The organism is Mariniradius sediminis (genome assembly GCF_021491425.1).
Taxonomy (GTDB): domain Bacteria; phylum Bacteroidota; class Bacteroidia; order Cytophagales; family Cyclobacteriaceae; genus Mariniradius; species Mariniradius saccharolyticus.
The window spans coordinates 36,050-58,185 of record NZ_JAKEVZ010000017.1 but is presented as its reverse complement, the minus strand read 5'-3'; the positions used below and the strand labels follow the sequence as shown (position 1 = coordinate 58,185).

The window sequence follows — 22,136 nt, the reverse complement described above, 5'->3', positions numbered from 1 at the left end:
ATTTTTGAGCAATTTGCAACCATGGAAAACATGAATCTCCAGCTATTAAGCCTGTTTTTGGACAAAGAAATTTACCTAGTCCCTGGCGAAAAACATGATTACACAAAGTTCCAAAGTCGCGGGGAAGAGCCGGTCGACGCTTCCACGGAATCGGTCGAAACACTCGACGAAACACCTTCCATCACATTTGAGGGAGGATTTGAAAAAGGTATCCTCGTAATCCACGAGGAAATGGACCTGAGAGCCGAACTCCGCGAGATGCTATTCAACTTGTTTGGTGCGCTGCAGTGTTCTCTGAAGGATATGGCACTGGTCTCTGCGGAACATTTGGAAGGTCTTCCCATGGAAAGCATCACCAATCTAGGACCTTCCAGGGTAGTCGTGTTTGGTTTGGTAAGGCATGACCTGATGTCCTTTCAGAAAAGCAAATACGAAATCGTACAAGAAGATGGGATTGAATACCTGTTTGCCGACTCCTTGGGGGCAATTTCCGAAAGCAAGGAGCTGAAGAAACTACTTTGGAAAGAAATTCAGATACTATTCAACATCAAGAAATAGAACTCATGGAAGGAAAAAGTGAACAAGCGAAATGGCTCAGGCGTTTTCGGGCCATCAGTATCATCGAAGGGATTTCCTTTCTGCTGCTGCTTTTTGTAGCGATGCCGCTGAAATATGTCATGGATATGCCCTTGGCTGTTACATATGTTGGCTGGGCACATGGGGTTTTGTTTGTGGTTTATGTGTACATGGTATTTCCCACTGCGCACAAACTTGATTGGAAATTCGGCAAAACGTTTTTCGCACTCGTCGCAGCGATACTGCCCTTTGGCCCCTTTGTGTTTGATAGAAACCTCAGTCCCGAGGAACGGGAAATGGCGCGGCATTAACAATTCAACAAATGGCCCTGATCAGCAGGAAAAAGATCATCTACCCTATTTCGACTGGCTTGCGCAAGTTCTTGCAGGCTTATGGGCGGGAGGTGGAAGTTCCGATACACTACAGGGATTTGTTGCGGTATTCAGGTTCTTTCCCCTTGTATGATTCTAAAGGAAACGACACCCACTGGGAGACAGTACTTTTTGCAGAATCAGACCGGGAGGACATTCATTACAACGTCAAGAAAATCTATGCTTTGCTAAAGGCGGAGGGCGACATGTCGGTCATGCAGCACCTTTTTGTCGACCGCATCGACCTGTGCATCTATGGCAATACGCAGCCGTTCCGTGTTAGAATTGTCAACAAGATCAACGATAACTTTGACTATTTCTATATCAAAAACGCGGATGCTTCACGTGTTTATGGCCTCGAATTGGAGCACTTGCTCTCGCCCAACCGCATCAACTACCTGGTTCATGAAGGAACCCTAATCGAAGAACATATTGCGGGTATTCCAGGGGAGCAATTCATCAAAAAGCATCTCAATGATCCATCCCTCAACGTGATTCGCTTGGCCAAGGAGTTTGTGAAATTCAACGAACGTTGCTTTGTGAGACTTTTGGGCGATATGCATTCCTCCAACTTTGTGGTCGATGTGACGCCTGACTTTGAAGAAACACACTATAGGATTCGGGCGATTGACTTTGACCAACAGTCTTTTGAAGGAAAAAAGTCCGTTTATCTGCCACAGTATTTCAAGCAAAACAACCCCTTGATCCAATTGGGAATCAAGCATATCACGCCGGAATCCATGGTACAATACCAGCGCGAGGAACGTGCGCTGATTGCCAACCGACTCAAAAACTCTGCAAAAGAGATCGAAGACCTTCTCCTGGCGATGGAAAACGACGTGATCTCCACAGCCGAAAACATCGCCTCCCTCAGGCAGGAGCTTGCCAAACACTACAACAATCCAAAGTTTCTGGACTGCAATAACATGGGACATATTTTGCGGGAAAGCTTGGAGATGGTGAGGAAAAAAGGATGAGACTCTTGAAAAATTCCTCTCCCCAAATTAAACAGGGAGCTCATCCATATTGAAAGCACTTTCAATCTCCAAAAAACGATAGGGCCCCAAAACGCCGTTTTTTTTTACGGCGAATCAGAGCCCCATCAACTTATCTTATTCACAAGATTGCTACGTCATGAAACCAATAAAATCTTGCCGTTTCTTCCGCCTTTCTCGTATGCTTCCAATGCTTCTTTGAACTGCTCCAAGGGATAGGAAGCTGCCACGTCCAATTTGACGCTCTGTCCCAAAAGATGGGAAAAAACGGTCTTGAATGCTTTTTGCCTCGCCTCCGCCGACAGGCTTTCGATCCAGGTAGTCAGCCAAAATCCTTCGACTTTGAGATTTTTGAAAATCAAAAGACCTGAATTCAGTGGGATATTCTCCAAGCTAAGCAATCCAAAAACCATCATCTTCCCTCCTACCCGTAAACTTGCCAAAGCCCTTGCACCGAGGACGCCTCCTACGGCATCAAACACCACATGTACTCCTTCTCCAGTCTTCTCCATGACTACTTTTTGAAGCTTTTCGGTTTCGGTGTTTATCACCAAATCGGCCCCAAGTTCGGTCAAATAGCCTTTTTGGGCATCTTGCCGCACAGTACAGGCAACTTTGATCCCCTTCTGCTTGGCAAACTGAATGGCCAATTTCCCAAAGGCGGAAGCGCCCGCAGTGATCAAAAGCCAATCACCTGCATTTAGACCACTACTTTCGACCATTGCGTAAGCGGTCAATGGATTGACAAAGGCCTGACATGCGATCTCGTCCGGCATCTGTGGGGGAACGGGAATAGCCATGGCAGCAGGGACACAGACATATTCCTTCCAGGTTCCGATGGCTGTGAAAACGACTTTTGCGCCAACGGGAATCGTGTTTTTCTCGTCGGTTTTTTCCACGATTCCTACCGCTTCAAATCCTGCACTGCTGGGAAGCCGAGGCGTAATGCCGTACATCCCCCTGACAAACATGATGTCGGAGGGGTTGATATTGCGGGCAGTTACCTTGATCAAAACCTCGTGAGTCTTTGGTTGGGGAATCGCCGCCTCTTCAAGTGTCAAGACTTCAGCAGGCAGACCGGTTTGGTGGAAAATGATTTGTTTCATCGTTGAATTATTTGGGTAAATCTGAATGGGAAAGATAAGTAAAAATCACTGCCTATGGTGGCACGATTGTTTCAAAACCTCGAGGAAGACGGGATTGTTTCTATGGTTATGGAATGAGGGTTTTCAAAAACACAAAACCGATATGCTGAAAACCTACTGTCAAAAAATAGGGGCCCCATTGATGCAGTTGGCAGTTAAACTTCAAAAAAGCTGCCCGACGTCGTCCACGATCTGAATTACATTTTTTCGAATGAGCAATTCTCGATAAATAGTTGGGATTTTTTGACCAGTGATAGCCAATACACACTAGTTTTTCTAACTTGTCGATAAACTCAAATAACCTTTAGAAATGAATTTATCATCACTCTTTTCTCTAGAAAACAAGGTTGCCTTGATCACTGGAGCGAGCAAGGGCATCGGCTTTGCGATAGCCGAGGTTTTTGCAGCTGCGGGAGCGAAAGTGGTCATCAGCAGCCGCAAACAGGAATCCTTGTATGAAATGGCCAGCCAACTCCGTCAAAAAGGCTACGACGTCACTGGCATCGCCTGCCATGTCGGCCAAAAAGAGGCCCTCGAAAAACTAGTCGATGCCACCGTCAAACAGTACAACCAAATCGATATCCTCGTCAACAATGCCGCGACCAACCCGGTATACGGACCCGTCCACGACACGTCTTTGGAAGCATTTGACAAGATCATCGATGTCAACCTGAAAGCGCCTTTTCACCTGATGAACCTGTGTTTCCCGTACTTGAGGGCATCTTCGGGTGCATCCGTAATCAATATCAGTTCCATTGGAGGAATATCCCCCGAACCCGGATTGGGCATCTACAGCGTCAGTAAAGCTGCCTTGATTTCCCTTACCAAGGTATATGCCAAGGAATGGGGTGATCACAAGATCCGTGTCAACGCAATTTGCCCCGGTCTGATCCAAACAAAATTCGCAGAGGCCTTGTGGAGCAACGAAAAGCTCATGCATCAGATGATGAAGATGATGGCGATAAAGCGCATTGGCGCTCCTGAGGAAATCGGTGCGGCAGCCCTATTTTTGGCTTCTGCAGCCTCATCTTACACCACCGGCAGTATCGTCACCGCAGACGGGGGATTCACGATTTAAGGTTAGCGCATGGAATTTATCACCCAATTTTCAGGAGAAAATGTGCAGCGCTTGCTGCCGAGATATGAGGCATTTTTGGAAGAAAATGTATTCCCAATCGAAATGGAGGCCATCTATGGCTCGTTCAGAAACACCTTACCCAAGCTGAAAGCTATAAGGCAAAAGGCCAAGGATTTAGGCTTATTTGCGCCACATCTTCCGACCTCCTCAGGCGGGCTGGGACTAAGTTTGAGCGAATTCGCAGAAGTTTCCCGCGTTTTGGGAAGAAGCCCCTTGGGACACTATATCTTCAACTGCAACGCCCCCGACATCGGCAATATGGAGCTGATGCACAAATTTGCCCATGCGGAGTTAAAGGAAAAATACCTGCATCCATTGGAAAAAGGCGATATCCGAAGCTGTTTCGCCATGACCGAACCGCAACATGCCGGCAGCAATCCTGTCCATCTATCCACGACCGCTTTCCGGGACGGAAACGATTATGTCATCAACGGACACAAATGGTTCACCTCTTCGGCTGATGGGGCTGCATTCACGATCGTGATGGCTGTCACCGACCCTGCAAACCCGAATCCCTATCAGCGGGCAAGCATGATTTTGGTGCCATTGGATAATCCCGGCTACAAATTGGTACGCAATATCCCCATCATGGGCGATTTCGGCGAGGATTATCTCTCCCATGGGGAAGTGAGGTTCACGAATTGCAGGGTGCCAGTCAGCAATCTCATCGGCAAAGAAGGGGAAGGTTTTGCCTTGGCGCAGGAAAGACTCGGACCCGGCCGCATCCATCATTGTATGCGCTGGATTGGCATATGTGATCGGGCCTTGGAAATGATGTGCCGCCGTGCTATTGCCCGGGAACTCGACCCGGGTAAGCCTTTGGCTGGCCAACAAACCATACAAAACTGGATCGCCGAAACTGCAGCCTCCATCAAGGCCTCCGCCCTACTCGTCATGGCCACCGCCTATAAGATCGATACCCAAGGCGCCAAAGCCGCAAAAGAGGATATATCTACGATCAAGTTTTTTGTATCGGATGTATTGATGAAAACCTTGGACCACGCGATCCAAATCCATGGCGCACTCGGCATTACCGATGATACGCTCCTCTCCTTTTGGTACCGACACGAGCGTGGGGCACGGATTTATGACGGTCCGGATGAGGTGCATAAGTCCGTTTTAGCAAAGAAAATCCTCAAACAATACACGCAGGGATGAACAAGGAACCGCTAGGATTGGAAAACCTATTCCCCTATCTGGAAGCCCATCTGGACATTCAGGCCATGGATCCCGTCATTACCCAATTCAAAGGCGGTTACTCAAACTTGACGTTTTTGATTCATACACCGGAAAAGGACTGGGTCTTGAGAAGGCCTCCATTGGGACTCAGGATTGCCAAGGGGCATGATATGGTGCGGGAGTATCGGATTTTGGAGGCTTTGCAAAAAGCAGGTTATAATAAAGTCCCCAAGCCCGTCCTATGCTGCGAAGACGAATCTGTCATCGGTGCGCCTTTTTTCATCATGGAAAAAGTCGATGGGCTGATCCTGCGCAACAAGATTCCCACAGGCTTGGACTTAGGTCCAGGTTTTTTCCATCAACTATCGATCAATACCCTCGACGGGCTGTTGGAACTCCACCAATTGGAAATGGAGCAATCAGGTTTGGCGAAAATGGGCAAACCTGAGGGATATGTGGAAAGACAGGTAATTGGCTGGTCGGAAAGGTACTTACATGCCAAGAGCCATGAGTTGACCGAAATGGAGCGCACAAGTCGCTGGTTGCTGGAAAATATGCCTAAATTCGAGTTTAGTGGCTTCATTCACAACGACTACAAATACGACAACCTTGTCTTGGAAAGTCCAAAAAACCCAAACATCAAGGCCGTTTTGGATTGGGAAATGGCTACCGTAGGCGATCCCTTGATGGATTTGGGGACGAGTTTGGCGTATTGGGCGGAGCCGGGTGATCCCGATATCCTGAAGATGTTCAATTTGACGCATGTCCCTGGAAATTTTACGCGGCAGGAAGCCATTCAATATTATGCATCCAAAAGCCCCCTACCATCGGACAATATGTTGTTTTACTATGCCTTTGGGCTATTCAAGGTGGGCGTGATCGCACAGCAAATATTCAAGCGCTACTCCTTGGGCTTCGCGAAAGATGAGCGATTTGCCGGCCTGATCCATGTAGTCGAAGCCTGCGGCAAAAAAGCCATGAAAAGTATTGAAACCGAAAAGATTTAAACCGAAGACCATGAAAATCAAAAATGTTTGCATCCTTGGCGCTGGTACACTTGGTACCCGTGTGGCTCTCCAGGCCGCGTTATCGCAATTCAACGTCCGCATTTATGATATCAACCCAAAGGCCTTGGATACATCCAAGAAGACAATGGAAACGATCGTCCACCAATTGGCGAAAAGCAGTGGTTTTGAAGCGGACTCGGGATTGAACGCGATTCAAGGCATTGTTTTCACCGACAACCCACAAGTTGCGGTACAAGATGCCGACATCATCAACGAAAGCGTTTTGGAAAATGTGAAGGTGAAAAATGAGGTTTGGGAACTGTTTGGCCGAATAGCGCCTGAAAAGACCATCTTTACCACAAATACCTCGTTTCTCCTACCCTCCATGTTTGCAGAGATTTCGGGAAGACCGGAGCGGTTCTGCGCACTTCATTTTCACGATGTGTTTTATGCGAAGGGCGTGGACATCATGCCACATCCCGGTACTGATCCAAAATTGATTCCTGTTTTGGAGGCATTTGGTAGGTCCTTGGAACAAGTGCCTGTCGTGATCCAAAAAGAAAACCATGGCTATCTGTTCAATGCCATGCTTGGGGCGATTCTCAGCACGGCCGGCAAACTGCTTGCGAATGGTGTCGGAAGTGTCGAAGCCATCGATAAATCATACATGGTCAACTTCCGCGTGGATATGGGACCTTTTGCCATCATGGACAGCATCGGTCTGGATACGGTATGGCATGTGACTGTCAACAACAACGAGGAAGGCTCGAAGGCTTTTGCGGCCCTGCTCAAAGGAATGCTGGATCAGGGAAAAGCAGGCGTAAAGTCGGGTGAAGGGTTTTACAAATACCCCAATCCTGCTTTCAGGCAGCCTGGATTTTTGACTTGAAATCTTGACTTATTTCACACCCGATTTAGATCAACCTGAATTTAAATTGGCTAAATTTCAAACCAAGTATCAATTCGGAACATAACACATGAAAAAAAGACACCTAATTCCAATGCGTCAAGTAAAAGTCCTAATCTTGGTGGCGGTTATGTTACCATGGACGGCATGCAAGAAAACAGAGGTTGTGGAGCTCCCCCCCGTTCAAATCAATGCTGTAAAAGCCATCCAACAGGATGTTCCCATTTTTGAAGAATTCGTCGCCCAGGTTTACGGCGAGTCCGACGTGGACATCCGATCGAGGGTAGATGGCTGGGTCACATCACTTAATTTTCGCGAAGGCACTTTTGTAAAAAAGGGCACTTTGCTTTATACCATCGATGATATCCAATATCAGACGAGTGTGGATAGGGAGAAAAGCCAGGTTGCCAGCGCACAGACCGAACTGGTGAGGGCACAAAACGAGCTTTCCCGTGTACGCCCCTTGGCTGAGATGAATGCGCTTAGCAAGCAGGATCTGGACAATGCGGTGGCAAGCTATGAGGCCGCCGCCTCCCGTGTACGCGCGGCAGAGGCTTCACTCGCAAATTCCAAGATAGAACTGGGCTACACCCGCGTGTATGCGCCATTTGATGGTATCATCGGCATTTCGAATTTTAGGGTGGGCGATTACGTGACCCGTATGGGAACCACATCGGTATTGGCAACGATTTCTAGCGTAGGTGCCGTGAGGGTGAGGTTTCAAATCAGTGAGAAGGAATACCTGCGGCTGAGTAGACTGACTAAGGAAGAAATAGAGCAAACCCGAAAAAATGTCCACTTGGTTTTGGCGGACGGTACCGAATACGAAGGTGTTGGTGAAATAAACTTGGCCGACCGGGAAATCGATCCCAAAACGGGCACACTGACAGTAGAAGCCAGATTTCCCAATCCGACGGGTGTTTTGCGGCCGGGTCTCTTTGTGAAGGCCAGAATCTTGGTAACTACGATTCCCAATGCGGTGCTAGTGCCGCAGCGGGCGGTTATCCAACAACAACATTTGTCCCAGGTGTTTACGATTAATGCCTCTGGTGGAATACAGGCTGTTCCGGTCACCACAGGGCCAAAATCCGGTGATGGTTGGGTGATCAATTCCGGTGTGAAGGCAGGAGACCTGGTTGCGATTTTGGGAACTGCGAGTTTGACACCCGACACAAAGATCACGGTCAATGAGCAGGCGTGGCCGGAAAAAGCCCCAGCAAAATAAGTTTTTCTGACAGCCTAAGACTAAGACATTATGAGCGAGTTTTTCATACGCAGACCGATAGTAGCGATGGTAATCTCCATCCTATTGGTTATCATGGGATTGATCACGCTACGTGGCATCCCCATTTCAAAATACCCTGAAATCACCCCACCGATGATTCAGGTCACCACCAACTTTACCGGCGCCAATGCAGTCAATGTGGAACAGGCCGTAGCGACGCCTATTGAGCAACAGGTGAATGGCGTGGAAGAAATGCTCTACATGAAATCGATCAACGCTGCCGACGGTTCGTTGACATTGCAGGTATCATTTGAGGTAGGGACAGACTTGGACAATGCCAACATGCTGACCCAAAATAGGGTGTCCCAAGCCAATGCCAAACTACCAGTCGAAGTGAAGAACTTCGGGGTGACTACCAAAAAGTCCCTGGTTTTCCCCCTGATGCTGGTGACCCTGACCTCACCAAGCAATACCTACGATTCCAAATTCCTCAATAATTACGCAAACATCAATATCGTCGACCAATTGAAACGGATCAAAGGTGTCGGCGATGTGTTGTTGTTTGGTGGTTCGGATTACTCTATGCGGATTTGGTTGGATCCCGACCTTTTGACCCGTATGGACATGACTGTCAACGATGTGGTCGCCGCCGTTCGCAAGCAAAATGCCATTACCCCTGGTGGAAAATTCGGGGCACCTCCCGCGCCTGAGGGGGTTGAATACACCTACACGGTCACGATGCAGGAGCGCCTGGTTACCGAGGAGGAATTTGGCAACATCATCGTGAAGTCTGACGACCGCGGCGCCATCATCAGGCTGAAGGATGTTGCCAGAATCGAGTTGGGTTTGGATAACTACAATGCTGTCAGCCGCTTGAACGGTGCACCGGCATCCACCATCGTCGTGTACCAAATGCCTGGATCCAATGCCTTGGAAGTCGCAGACTTGATCCAAGCCTCGATGGAGGATTTGAAAAAGTTCTTTCCACAGGATGTCAATTATGAGGTGTCTCTCAACACGACCCGGGCGATTTCGGTAGGTATTGAGGAAATTGTCCATACGCTTTTCGAAGCTGTGATCCTCGTAATCTTGGTCGTGTTCCTATTCCTGCAAGATTGGCGCGCCACCCTGATTCCGCTTTTGACAGTACCGGTTTCCTTGATCGGTACGTTCATCATCTTCCCGCTTCTTGGGTTTTCGGTCAATGTACTTTCCCTTCTGGGCTTGGTTTTGGCGATCGGGCTCGTAGTGGATGACGCCATCGTGGTTGTCGAGGCCGTTATGCACCATATCGAACATGGACTTTCGCCAAAAGATGCAACGAAAAAGGCCATGAAGGAAGTTGGCGGGCCTGTCGTCGCAATTGCTTTGATATTGGCAGCTGTATTCGTACCGGTTGCATTTGCTGGAGGAATTACCGGAAGGCTCTATCAGCAGTTCGCCATCACCATCGCTATCTCTGTCTTGTTTTCAGCTTTCAATGCCTTGACATTAAGTCCGGCCCTGGCAGCTTTGATGCTCAAGCCCAAAAAAGAATCAAAGGGATTGCTACAACGGTTTTTCAACGCTTTCAACAAGGCATTTGACAAGTTTACATTGGGGTATACAGGCGTTGCAGGAATCGTAGCCAGAAAATCCATCCGGTCCGCTATGATTATCGGAGTCGTCCTGTTTGCTACGGTGTTTTTGGGACGAGGCATCCCGGCCGGATTTGTTCCCGAAGAAGATGAGGGTTACTATTTGATCAACATCCAACTTCCCGATGCTTCTTCGCTGGAGCGATCCGACCAAGTAGCCAAAAAGGTAGAAACCGTCCTGTCCGAATTTGAGGATATCGAGTATTCTACCATGGTATTGGGATTTAGCTTGTTGACGGGGTCCTACTCTACCAATAATGCGTTCGTGTTTGTCTCCTTGAAACCATGGGAGGAAAGAAAGATGACCGCGAAGGAACTCATCCAAGCCACCAATATCGCCTTCAGAAGCAATATCACCGAAGCGACGGCAATTGCCTTTGGACCTCCACCGATAGAAGGTCTGGGAACCTCTGCCGGTTTCACGCTCCAACTTCAGGATCGATCCGGTGGCACGCCCGAATTCCTGGCGGAGCAAACCCAGCATTTTATAAGTGAGGCGAGAAAACGCCCTGAAATTGGAAACATTTTCTCCCTCTACCGCGCCAATGTGCCGCAAAAGAAAATCACGATCGACTACGACAAAGTCGAAAAGCTCGGAATTGACCTCGCCGAGGTAACGAGCACGATTTCTACCTATCTTGGAAGTGCCTATGTCAACGACTTTAACCGATTCGGCAGGCAATACAAGGTCTTTGTCCAGGCTGAGGGAGAAGACAGGCTTGATCCCCTGGATATTTCAAGGTATTACGTGAGAAGTAGAAAAGGTGAGATTATTCCGCTTTCGACATTGACATCTGTGGAAGACATCAGTGGCCCATCCTATACCAATCGATTCAACATGTACCGCGCCGCTGAAATCTCCGGCGCGCCGAAAGAAGGGTACAGCTCCGGAGACGCCTTACGTGCCTTGGAGGAAGTCGCTGCCACAATGCCAAAGGAAATCGGCTATTCGTGGAGCAACATGTCTTATCAGGAAAAGGCAGCGGAAGGAACAGGTAGTACAATGTTTTTGATGGCCCTGGTGTTTGTGTTCCTGATTTTGGCAGCACAATATGAAAGCTGGAAGTTACCATTCTCTGTCTTGTTGGGTGTTCCGGCGGCGGTTTTTGGGGCATTTTTGGGATTGTGGCTGGGTGGTCTATGGAGCACCAGTTATGTCAACAATGTTTTTGCCCAAATCGGCCTCGTGATGTTGATTGGCTTGACGGCAAAAAATGCCATCCTGATCGTGGAGTTTGCCAAAATGCTGTATGAGGAAGGCAAGGGCCTTTTCGAATCGGCTCTGGAAGCAGCAAAGCTCCGCCTTCGTCCTATCTTGATGACCTCTTTTGCCTTTATGCTCGGCGTGGTTCCACTTCTGACGGCTTCAGGTGCTGGTGCCGAAGCGCGGAAAGTCATGGGCATGGCCGTATTCAGCGGAACACTCATTGCAACGATTATCGGGGTAATTGTCGTACCTGGGCTTTTTGTACTGATAGAAAGTATCGGCGGAAAGAAAAAGAAACCTGAAGCTCCTGTTTCACCTTCTGAACCCACACACTGATATGAAAAACTTAGCACTGATTATTCTTTTGGGTTTGGCATTAGTGGGATGTAAAGTTGGTCCTAAATACGAAAAGCCAGAAATGCAGCAGCCGCCCAAATATACACAGGCTGCGACGTCGACGGATTCCATCACCAATCTAGCGTGGTGGGAGGTATACCAAGACGAGACTTTGAAGGGTTTGATCCAAACAGCTTTGGACTCCAACCTCAACCTGTTGCAGGCTGCGGCCAGGGTAGAGGAGGCAAAAGCCACGCTGGGATTCAACAAGGCAAATCTTTACCCGATGCTCAATTACAATGCGCTCGGCAGGGCAGCAAATTTCAGGGACTTTGCACAGGATGCGGGCGTGGCTTTTTCCCCAAATATGCTTGCTGTGTTGGGAAATGTTTCCTGGGAAATTGACTTCTGGGGCAAGCTTCGTAGGGCAAACCGTGCTGCTTTTGCCGAAATGATGGCAGCTGAAGAAGCCCGGAAAACGGTCTACATATCGCTAGTGGCCCAAGTTGCCGAGTTATACTTCAATCTCAGAGGATTGGATGAACGATTGGCAATCACAAAAAGAACCCACGAAATCCGGTTGGAATACCTGGATATCATTTCAAAAAGGTTTGAAAAGGGAAATGTCTCCGAATTAGACAAACTGCAGGCCCAACAAATCGCGGCTGCCGCAGAATCGCAGATTTATGCGCTCGAGCGGCAAATCATCTACGTGGAAAATGCCCTCAACGTGCTGCTTGCGAGACCCTATCGGCCCATCGAAAGAGGAAAGGAAAACCAAGATCAAGCCCTGCCTTTGGACATCCCGGTCGGATTACCATCTGAGCTTTTGGTCCGAAGACCAGACATTCAGGCAGCAGAACAGCGTTTGATGGCCCAAACCGAACGGATTGGCATTGCGGTGGCGATGCGTTTTCCCTCTATCAGCCTAACAGGGATGATGGGAGTCGCGAGCCCTAGTTTGAGCAATCTGTTTACACCTGAGGCTGTTCTTGGAACAGTCACTGGACAGTTGACGGGACCGATTTTCAATTTTGGAAAAAACAAACGCCGTGTCGATGTCGAACGTGCCCGTGCGGTACAAAGTGCCTATGAATATGAGAAAACCGTGCTGACGGCATTTGCCGAGGTGGAAAATTCCCTTGCGGAAATCAGGACCTACCGCAATGAGTTCAATGCCCGTCGCGTGCAGAAAGCAGCCACGGAAAAATCACTTTTCCTGTCCAAGGCGCTGTACGATAATGGCTACACTTCCTTTCTTCAGGTATTGGATGCGGAAAGGGAATCATTCAACGCCGAATTTGAAAAGTCCGTCGCCTTGGAAAACCAACTTGTCGCCACGGTCAGGTTGTACAAGGCTTTGGGAGGTGGTTGGTAATTGGAATATTGTAAACGAAAAAAGGGCCCTTAAAACAGGGCCTTTTTTTTTATGGCAAAAAGAAGCTCAATCCCCTCCCCTTCTGATTTTTTTCCTTTCGGACTGTATCTTCTTTTCTTTCAAGCGCTTCTCAATTGCTGATCTGCTCGGTTTGCTCGCCTTGCGGATCTTCCTCTTCTTGAAGGCTTTGGAGATCATTTCATAGAACTTCGCAATGGCAATTTCCTTGTTCTGAAGTTGGGAGCGCTTTTCCTGGCTTTGGATCTGTAAGTTTCCTTCAGAATCCAATTTATTGGCGAGTTTGACCAGCAATTCATTTTTCTCTTCCTCGGAAAGCACAACAGATCCTCGAATGTTGAAAACCAAGGTCACCTTGGAATTCACTTTGTTGACATTTTGCCCGCCCGGACCTGAACTGCGGCTCATCTGAAACTCAAATTCCCCGTCAAATGCCTTTTCCCTGATCTTTTGGTAGATATCCATGTTTCTATTTGTCAGCGACGCAGCGGAATCCCACCGTGGCATTGCGCTCGAATCCCTCCGATACCCGTAACAGCATCTGACGGTAATGGGTTTCACGCGGGCCTCCCTGCACATACCACCAACTCGAACTCGGCTTGAAATAACTCCCCCCTTTCAGGATGATCAATCGGCTCGTTCCGCTATCGTATAGGTCATTGGTCATTTGCCAAACCGAGCCAACCAAATCTTGCAATCCCCATGGGTTTTTTCCTTTAGGCCTTGAGCCAACTGCTTCGATTTGCCCATTTCCTAGGTTGACGAATGCCGAATCCAGGCCGTCCAAGTGCTCCACGGTCAGCGTATTGGTTACATATTCCGTGCGCTTTTTTACCTTCAAACTGGCATCCCAAGGCCAATCCCTGCCGTCTCCCGCTGAAGCCGCATATTGCCACTCGGCTTCGGTGGGCAGTCGCTTTCCAGCCCAAACTGCATAGGCCTGGGCATCTTCATAACTTACATTGACCACAGGGAAATTCTCCTGCCCAACAGGTGTTTTGCCATCCACCCAATGTGCCAAAAATCGGTGAGCGTCCTGCGGCTTGTACCCGGATGCCTCCAAAAACTCTTGAAATTGGGCATTGGTGACTGGGAAAACATCCATGAAGAATCCCGTGATTTGCAATTCTTTTGGAAATCCGGAAACCGGATAAGGGATGAACTGATCTCCTTGGGTAACCTTCATTTCAAATGTCCCAGAGGGAATCTCCACCATGCCTTTTGGAGCCTTTTTCAACGGGTTTGTCCTTTTGGATACCGAAACCAATCTGGGTACGCCATACTCCATGTGGATGATTTCCTCATCGACCAATTCCCCTTCTCTGTCCATCAGTTGGATCACGATCTTTCCTTCATAATCCCCAAACTGGGTTCGGATATCGATGCTTGCCTGTTCCCCTGATACGGTAACCGCATCCTTGTCATAAGCAGGCTGACCAGCCCAGATAAGGATTTCACCTGCGACCTTTGACCGTACTAGCAGCATATTTTCAACCAGGGTGGCTTCCAAAACATCGGGCATATAAGCAAACGCCCCTACCGCTCCTTCATTGTTGGTGCCGAGCCACTTTTTGTGAAAGGCTTCCAGATCGGCTGGCAGGAAGTACTTTCCATCAACTTCCTTAGGTTTAACCTCGAGGTGGTTCCAAAGGTCGACATAGTGCCAGCCTGGTTTTGGAACCCGTACCTCCAGCAAGTTTCCAATAAAGCCCTCGGGCCTAAGGCTAAAAACCGTGAAAATCTCTTTCTCTTCCCTTGGCCAATGATTGACAAATATCCCATCTTCCAAGGTCGGCAATAGCGGCGTGTAGGATTGCACGATGAAATTGGAATGGTTTTCCCTCAAAATCCTCAAGGTTTGCCCAAAAAACCGGTAATCCTCCTCCATCCATTCCGGTCTTCCGGGACGGAATATATTGAGCTCGGTACCGTAGCCGTTGAATAGGGATAGCGCATATTCCCTGCGGATACGGTCGAACGCCAATTCTGCAACCCTGAAAATGGCAAAATCAGGCTTGATCAGTTTGTTGAGATTCAGCACCGGCGGGTAGTAGAGCGCATTGTGTACTCGTCCAGATACAATTCCCGGCATGTCCTTTGGCACCGCCATCCCTTCGCTGTACATCACGACGCCTTGTCTGACACCGTCTGCCGCGGCCTGGATCTCGCCGCTTGAGCTTCCCTTTGTGTCCAAGACCACGCCGTCCGCATGCGTACCTCGAATGAGCTCGGCCATACCTTCCAAATGTCCTTCAAGACGTGTGCTCTCATCCCATGGATTGTAGGAAATAAACAGCTTGGTCCCCAATGCATTCAGGCTATCCGAAACAGCCGCGATGCCTTCCAATCCACCGGGTAGATCCCGGAAAAGATCCCATTGGTTCCTTTGGTCCAAACCCAAGGTCGGCCAAGTCGGCCATATTCCAATGACATCGTTGCCCCCGAACCATCGCTTACTTTTTCGCTCAAATTCAAATATGTTAAATACCTGTTTTTCAGCACTGTAAAAATCCTTGTCCCAAGCCATCAGCAAATGCATGGCATAGGCCTTTCTGATCCACTGAAGGTCTTTCCTTTCATAGAGACTATTGTCAAAAGTGTCCGAATCGTACAGGAATTTTTCCTGAAAAACCTTCCGCAATCCGTCTTGCCATACCCCAGTATAAGTATCCAAATAAAGCCTGTAAGTCACTGAAGCCCCCGGGGGAAGTACCGTTTCGAAACGCCTCCTGATGGCCCCATCCCAATACTTCCTTCTCGCCAATGCAGCAAAACCTTTCCCGCCTATTTCAAAACTACAGTAGCCCAATTCCCATGCGTTATCAGGCAAAATCACATTGACCGGCTGGAAACCCGGACGAAAAAGGTGCGTCCGTGAGAGACGGTGCTTACCAAGACCTGTGATGTATACTTGGCCATTCGAACCTCCAAAGGGGACAAAATTCTCCAAAGTCAAGGTATCCTTGGAAATGTTTTTAAACCTGAAAATACCTTCCCAATGATTTTCCGAGGTCTCCGTGCTATCCATGACCACAGCAAGCTTGCTTTGCCAAATGGAAGAAGAAACTGCTGGATTAAATTCGCTGGATAGGACCTTTTCGCCACTGATGACGATCGAAAAAATTGGTAATGATTGCACCAAGTCAATCCCCTGCAATTGGTGGACCTGCAGGCGATTGTCACCCAACACCGTCAGATTCTGCGCCTGCGAGAGGCTAGCGAGTTGGTGCAATAAAAGCAGCAAGACAAATATTCGGGCCATAGTTTTTGGGTGTTTTCTTTTTTCAATGACGCAAACAATCGATCGAGCATCTGAAATGAAATGCAACGCTATATACTCTGCAGGGTCCAAAGTTCACCAGTTTGCCAAATCTCATTTTTTCAAGCATTACTTCACCTATCCATCAGCATCCGATTGATGATCCCGGCCCATATATAGGTCTTATGGTAGCCTGCCCAATCTTGGTCCGGCGAATAGAATTCCCATAGGTTGTGGTTTTGTTTCAGTTGTGAAATCATCACCGCTGCGACCCTATCGGTCAGTTCAGCCGCTTCCTGATGGTAGCCATAATCCTTGAGCCCACGAAAAATGAGGTAATTCCAAGGCAGCCAAACCGGACCATTCCAGTATCCTTTGTCGTTGTAATAGGTATCTTTGGCAGAAAGCGAAGGGATGCCGTGTCTTCTCCAAAACTGATTTGGATCAGTCAGCTTCTCTACCAGTGTTCGAGCTCTGTCTTCATCGACAACGCCCGCCCAAAGTGGCAAAAAACCGATGATTTCGTCCCTTTTCAGGTCATTTGGACGATTGAAAGTAAAGGAATTGTCGGTCTTGTTGACGTTGTAGAAGAAACCATTCTCCTCATCCCAAAATGTCTCATTGATCAGGCGAATACGGGTTTGATGGTCGGTCCTCCATTGTTTCGCTTCATCGTTTTTACCCAAAACCAGAGCCATTTGCTCCAAGGATTTTGCTTCCATGACCATCATGCAGTTGAGGTCCACAGATTCAAAATTGGATGGCCAACCTACCTCGTCCCAAACCGCCACATTCGCATCCCGAACGGATTCCAGGATGGCATGACCGCCCCATTCCAAAAGTCCATCGCCATCACTGTCCCTGTTTTGGGTGTAAAAATCGTAGAACTTCCTTCCTGACGCGTACATTTCTTCCAAAAACTTCCGATCCTTGGTGATGAGGTAAATCTCCCAATTAAGCCAATTGTACCAAGGTGCGGACGAGGTCAACTGGCCATTGTATTCGATGATTTCATCCAAAAAAGGCCCTGTGCGGTAATTGATATAGCCGTTTTCATATTGCCTTTCGGAAAAGATCCTTTGGGAATTCATCGCACTCCGTGGATCCAAATGGGCATAGGCCAGCATCGTGATACTCTCGTGAAACACCTGCCCTCCGTGTCCCCAACCCCAAGTCGGTTCCCGAGAAAACAGGTAATAATTGTGCTTGGCTTTGCCCTCGGCAGGCATCATGACTTGGCGCATCATGTTCCAAGCACTTTTGTAGAGCCATTGTGTATCATTATCCCATTCCTCTTGCGGGGCAACTTTGGCAAAAAGACTGCGATTCTCAGCCCTGTATTTCCCAAAGTCAATCGGCAAAATATCCCCTATCGCTTGGTAAAGACTATCTGAATCAGCTTTGTGGTCTACAATTCCCCGTACTATCGAAAAAGTCCTTGATTCGCCTGGCTTCAACGTAAATTCAAACTTGGCAGCCATACCGTTAGGGTTTTCAATATGGGCGGGACCTTTTTCCACTGCAAACCAACGATCTAAACTGTGATCGGGTACATTGAGTATCTCCTCGGAATGGATAGATGCAAAATCACCCTTAGGCAAGACCACATAGCCCATCAAACGTTCTCCTGAGTTATTCTCGGGTTGAAAAGAAGCGTCTTTCACTTCCTCGACAAGTTCATACAGACCATCGGGATAACTTCTTTGATAGATCAAGTATGACTCGATGTCTGGTACCGGCTCCCAGGAAAACGAAAAAACCGAATCATGCCAATGTTTCTCAATACCCGAAACCCTAACCAATCTGACGCTGTCGGAAGCGTGAAAGTCAATTCGTTTGGATGACTCTAGCAAGCCCGGCGAAAAGATGTCTGCAATATTTCTGGTCAAATTCAGATAGCTGAATTCAAGGTTGCGCAAGGAAAATCCATCAGGAAAATTCCCCAATTCGATACGAAACAAGCCATCTTCATCGATCGCAGGCGCCCGGAGTCCCCAAACAGGTGCGTTTTCCGTTAGGATATATTTCGGATTTTCGGGGTCTCTGACGAGAATTCTCGCTGATCCTCTCGGTTCGGCAAGTCGCTCCTTTTTGTCATACGCCCGGCCATAGATCTGAAGCTTCTGCTTCCTATCTTCAAAAAAAGAAAAGTCCGGCTGGGCAGCCTTTCCGGACGCTGAATTAAAAAAGGACCAATCATTGGCGACGTCTGAAAAAACCAAAACACTCTGCAGACTGTCATTGTAGGGTATCTTTTGGTTGACTGACCACCCGTCGGGATATTTTTCATGAAAAAAGTGAAAGGCGTTATTTCGGGCGAAAGTCTTCAGATCCCGGACAGTTCGATAATCGTTCTGAAAAAAGGGAATCAACGATATTTCCATTGGTTTCCCGCTAGAATTCAAGAGTTCATATTGTTGTATCGCAACAGTTGAACTATAAACAAAAAAATCACCATTTACCTCTAAACCCTGCGCTGGCTGAAAGGAAAAATTAACCATGTCAGGAAAGCTCTCGCTGATAGATGGTTGTCGGAAATATTGATCGATATCCGAAATCAATATGCCTTCGACTTTGAAAACCAAACCCATTTGACCTCCCTTTTGTGAATTAAATCGTAGCGGCTTGTGAGCTTCGAAATATTGGAACTCATAGCCTTGGTCGACCAGATATTGGGAACGCTCCAAACCGGCCGCGTAGGTCGCATAGATCGGCTCATCTCTTGAACTAATCTGGACTTTTTCGGGTGCATTTTGGCTGCAACTCAAGAAACCGAGCAGAAAAACCAGGGGCATAAAAATTTTTTTCAACTTCTTCAAAATTTTTTTCAGGTCTTGGAGATAAAAGATAGAAATAAAAATGGTATTGGTAAACACAAAATCCACGGTCATCAACACCCCGCCAAACGACAAAAACATAGAGAATTGTATTTGATGGCAAGTTTTTTTAATTTCAAATTATTATTCTGTTTTTTTATCAAAAAATTTTATAAAATTTATTATTTTATATTTTCACATACTTTTTGTTTTGTTTTTGTAAAATCATTTGCCTAGCTTTAAATCATCTTGAACAACAAAACGACTTAATCACCCGCGTTTTTCAAGCATCACCCATTTGAAAAGCTTCCATTTTTTTAACCTTGAATTCTCGTCTATCTCGCAACTTTTTGTCATTTTCTTAATCACCCAAAAAACCCTTCCTTCGGAAGGGTTTCTTTTTTTGGCCCTGTTTATTAAACTTGGATGTATCGAAACGTATCTAGGAACAAAACCCACTCCTTCTCGATGATTGAGATTATCCCTGCCACGGTGGATTTGCTACCTGAAGTCAAATCGATCGCATATAAAACCTGGCCCTCGACCTTTAGTAAAATCCTCACCAAGGAACAAATTGATTACATGCTAGATGCGATGTACGCCCTTCCTATTTTGGAATCACTCATTCAGGAAAAAGGCCATCAGTACATACTGGCTAAGGGTGAAACGGGTTATTTAGGTTTTTGCTCCTATGAACATGACTCCAATCAATCCAACAAGACAAAAATCCATCGCATCTATCTACTCCCCGAGACCCAGGGAAAAGGGCTTGGCAGACTTCTCATCAACTACGTAGTCGATCAAGCCAGGAAAAAAAACCAAGCAGCTATTTACCTCAACGTGAACAAGTTCAATGAAAAGGCAATCCAATTCTATGAGCGGATTGGCATGAGGAAAGCCAAAGAAGAGGTGATCGACATCGGTAACGGATTTGTGATGGACGACTTTGTGATGGAAATGGATCTTTGAGGGATATTTACTTTGTCCTACCCGATGAATTTAAATTTCAGGTATTTGATCTTTTCGCCTTTTTCGCTGAACATCTTTTCATAGCGGGTTTGAATACCATGGTGCTCATCCCGATAGGGAGATTGGTAAAAATCATTGGTAAATAACAAAAGCTCCACATCCTGCCTTGATTTGAGCAATTCAAGGGTATAATCAAAAAGTCCGGTATTATCGGTTTTGAAATGGACCACCCCTCCTTTGGCGATGAGTGGCTTGTACATATCCAAAAACTTGCCTGAGGTCAATCGTCTCTTCTCATCCCCTTCCCTCGGAAATGGGTCTGGAAAAGTGATCCAAAGCTCGGAAATCTCCCCATTGTCAAAATACTTGTCCAATTCCTGAATCTGGGTTCTGAGAAAAGCCACATTGTCCAGTCCTTCCTGAATGGCGATCGTACTGCCTTTCCATATTCTCGAACCTTTTATATCCACTCCAATAAAATTGGACTGGGGGTATTCACGTGCAAGCCCTACAGTAAACTCTCCCCTACCGCAGGCAAGTTCGACGACGATAGGTTGCGCGATTGGAAATTGGACCGGATTCCAATTCCCTTTGATTGTTTCAAATATCGGCTTCCCCGCTTGGACCACGTTGCGGTTGGCATCATTTTCCTTGAATCTCTGAAGTTTCTTTCTGCTCATTACAAATTTTCGATTTCGGCGACGACAAAAGTACTGCCTCCTATGAAGATCAAGTCATTTTCTTTTGCCAATTGCTTGGCACGGCCGATGGCATCATTCACGTCAGGGATAGTTTCACCCCTCAAACCATGTCCCAAGGCCGCCGCGGAAAGCTCAGCAGCTGGCAAGGCCCTGGGGATGCTAGCTTCGCAAAACACATAGGATGCGTCCTTGGGTAGCATCGAAAGGATCTTTGAAATATCTTTGTCACGTACCATACCGATCACCATCCAAAGGTGACCAAAAGTCATTTTTCCGATTTGATCCAGAATGAGGCGGATTCCGTCCTCGTTGTGTCCTGTATCACAAATGACCCAAGGTGCTTTCCCAAGTATTTGCCATCTACCTTTTAGTCCGGTGTTTGCTACAATACGCGATAAACCTCGGCGAATGGCTGTTTCCGGAATTTCCCAACTGAGCGTATTCAAAACCTTGCAAGCATTCAAAATCCCTGGTAAGTTGTACCGCTGGTAACTCCCCAATAGGTCCATATCGTATTGAACTATTCCACGGTTAGATTCGAACTCGAAAGTTTGCATTCCAGAGACCGAAGGTTTACTCGCCTTGACCCTGAAAACCTGATCGGCAAAATATATTGGAGCATGCATTTCTGCGGCTTTGGCCAAGAATACTGGCTGCGTTTCCGGCTGCGTTTGGCTGATAACAACGGGAACCTCCTGTTTAATGATCCCTGCTTTTTCACCTGCGATCAAGGGAAGTGTATCTCCCAGAAACTGCATATGGTCGTAGCCAATATTGGTGATAAGGGAGAGTTCAGGCAAAATCACATTCGTGCTGTCCAATCTTCCTCCCATGCCAACCTCGATCACGGCGATATCGACATGCTCCTTGGCAAAATACCAAAAGGCCATACCGACTGTCATTTCAAAAAAACTCGGCTTTAATTCCTCTAAAAACGCCTTGTTTTGTGCTACGAATGTGACCACGTCTCCTTCGGGAATTTCTTCCCCGTTGATTTTTATCCGCTCTGTGAAGGATTTCAAATGCGGGGACGTGTAGAGTCCGACCTTGTATCCAGCCTCCATCAATATGGAGCACAAGGCGTGGGAAGTGCTTCCCTTGCCATTGGTACCGGCAACATGGATAGTCTTAAACTGCGATTGGGGATTACCGAGATGATCGCAAAGTGCCAGTGTATTGGTCAGGTCTTTTTTGAAAGCCGCTGCACCGATCCGCTGAAACATCGGCAGTGCATTGAACAGGTAGTCCAACGTCTCCTGGTAAGTCATCGGC

17 protein-coding genes are annotated in these 22,136 nt (G+C 47.4%); 11 read left to right on the top strand and 6 right to left on the bottom strand.

Annotated elements, in window-relative coordinates:
• The first annotated feature begins 21 nt into the window (after window positions 1–21).
• From L0U89_RS17900 to L0U89_RS17890, 3 genes are read left to right on the top strand one after another with little or no spacing between them, the layout of a single operon-like run.
• Window positions 22–558: a hypothetical protein gene (locus L0U89_RS17900; RefSeq protein WP_234862768.1), complete on the top strand. Its 537-nt coding sequence runs from the start codon at window positions 22–24 to the stop codon at window positions 556–558.
• 5 nt (window positions 559–563) lie between these two features.
• On the top strand, window positions 564–887 hold the full coding sequence (locus tag L0U89_RS17895; RefSeq protein ID WP_008628394.1) for a DUF3817 domain-containing protein: 324 nt from the start codon (window positions 564–566) through the stop codon (window positions 885–887).
• A gap of 11 nt (window positions 888–898) precedes the next feature.
• Window positions 899–1,924, top strand: a complete 1,026-nt coding sequence (locus L0U89_RS17890) for a hypothetical protein (protein WP_234862767.1) — start codon at window positions 899–901, stop codon at window positions 1,922–1,924.
• A gap of 155 nt (window positions 1,925–2,079) precedes the next feature.
• Here L0U89_RS17890 and L0U89_RS17885 read toward each other — a convergent pair whose 3' ends face one another.
• Window positions 2,080–3,048, bottom strand: coding sequence for a zinc-dependent alcohol dehydrogenase family protein (locus L0U89_RS17885; RefSeq protein WP_234862766.1), 969 nt, complete (start codon window positions 3,046–3,048; stop codon window positions 2,080–2,082).
• Between the two features lie 349 nt (window positions 3,049–3,397).
• On the opposite strand from L0U89_RS17885, the gene L0U89_RS17880 reads away from it, so the two are divergent.
• The 7 genes from L0U89_RS17880 (at window position 3,398) to L0U89_RS17850 (ending at window position 13,101) form a co-directional block, all read left to right on the top strand.
• Window positions 3,398–4,165, top strand: coding sequence for an SDR family NAD(P)-dependent oxidoreductase (locus tag L0U89_RS17880; RefSeq protein WP_234862765.1), 768 nt, complete (start codon window positions 3,398–3,400; stop codon window positions 4,163–4,165).
• 9 nt (window positions 4,166–4,174) lie between these two features.
• The gene (locus tag L0U89_RS17875) at window positions 4,175–5,383 is read left to right on the top strand and encodes an acyl-CoA dehydrogenase family protein (RefSeq protein WP_234862764.1); all 1,209 of its coding nucleotides are present in this window, start codon (window positions 4,175–4,177) and stop codon (window positions 5,381–5,383) included.
• Window positions 5,380–6,411: a phosphotransferase family protein gene (locus tag L0U89_RS17870; RefSeq protein WP_234862763.1), complete on the top strand. Its 1,032-nt coding sequence runs from the start codon at window positions 5,380–5,382 to the stop codon at window positions 6,409–6,411. Before L0U89_RS17875 ends, L0U89_RS17870 begins: the two co-directional genes overlap by 4 nt.
• Window positions 6,412–6,421: 10 nt before the next feature.
• The gene (locus L0U89_RS17865; RefSeq protein WP_234862762.1) at window positions 6,422–7,300 is read left to right on the top strand and encodes a 3-hydroxyacyl-CoA dehydrogenase NAD-binding domain-containing protein; all 879 of its coding nucleotides are present in this window, start codon (window positions 6,422–6,424) and stop codon (window positions 7,298–7,300) included.
• Window positions 7,301–7,388: 88 nt separating this feature from the next.
• Window positions 7,389–8,543 (top strand): efflux RND transporter periplasmic adaptor subunit, encoded by a 1,155-nt coding sequence (locus tag L0U89_RS17860; protein ID WP_234862761.1) that lies wholly within the window; start codon window positions 7,389–7,391, stop codon window positions 8,541–8,543.
• Between the two features lie 30 nt (window positions 8,544–8,573).
• Entirely contained in the window at window positions 8,574–11,723 is a 3,150-nt protein-coding gene (locus L0U89_RS17855; protein ID WP_234862760.1) for an efflux RND transporter permease subunit, read from the top strand.
• A gap of 1 nt (window position 11,724) precedes the next feature.
• A complete protein-coding gene (locus L0U89_RS17850; protein WP_234862759.1) occupies window positions 11,725–13,101 on the top strand; it encodes an efflux transporter outer membrane subunit in 1,377 nt (458 codons plus the stop codon).
• Between the two features lie 66 nt (window positions 13,102–13,167).
• On the opposite strand, the gene arfB is transcribed toward L0U89_RS17850, so the two are convergent.
• From arfB to L0U89_RS17835, 3 genes are all read right to left on the bottom strand, one after another.
• Entirely contained in the window at window positions 13,168–13,584 is a 417-nt protein-coding gene (arfB, locus tag L0U89_RS17845) for an alternative ribosome rescue aminoacyl-tRNA hydrolase ArfB (protein WP_234862758.1), read from the bottom strand.
• A 4-nt stretch (window positions 13,585–13,588) separates the two neighbouring features.
• On the bottom strand, window positions 13,589–16,381 hold the full coding sequence (locus tag L0U89_RS17840; RefSeq protein ID WP_234862757.1) for a formylglycine-generating enzyme family protein: 2,793 nt from the start codon (window positions 16,379–16,381) through the stop codon (window positions 13,589–13,591).
• 131 nt (window positions 16,382–16,512) lie between these two features.
• Window positions 16,513–19,188 carry an amylo-alpha-1,6-glucosidase gene (locus L0U89_RS17835; RefSeq protein ID WP_234862756.1) on the bottom strand — a complete coding sequence of 892 codons (2,676 nt, stop codon included), beginning with the start codon at window positions 19,186–19,188 and terminating at the stop codon, window positions 16,513–16,515.
• Between the two features lie 474 nt (window positions 19,189–19,662).
• On the opposite strand from L0U89_RS17835, the gene L0U89_RS17830 reads away from it, so the two are divergent.
• Window positions 19,663–20,163 (top strand): GNAT family N-acetyltransferase, encoded by a 501-nt coding sequence (locus tag L0U89_RS17830; protein ID WP_234862755.1) that lies wholly within the window; start codon window positions 19,663–19,665, stop codon window positions 20,161–20,163.
• 17 nt (window positions 20,164–20,180) lie between these two features.
• Here L0U89_RS17830 and trmB read toward each other — a convergent pair whose 3' ends face one another.
• Window positions 20,181–20,843, bottom strand: coding sequence for a tRNA (guanosine(46)-N7)-methyltransferase TrmB (gene trmB / locus L0U89_RS17825; protein WP_234862754.1), 663 nt, complete (start codon window positions 20,841–20,843; stop codon window positions 20,181–20,183).
• The gene (locus tag L0U89_RS17820; protein WP_234862782.1) at window positions 20,843–22,132 is read right to left on the bottom strand and encodes a bifunctional folylpolyglutamate synthase/dihydrofolate synthase; all 1,290 of its coding nucleotides are present in this window, start codon (window positions 22,130–22,132) and stop codon (window positions 20,843–20,845) included. Before L0U89_RS17820 ends, trmB begins: the two co-directional genes overlap by 1 nt.
• Between the last annotated feature and the right edge of the window lie 4 nt (window positions 22,133–22,136).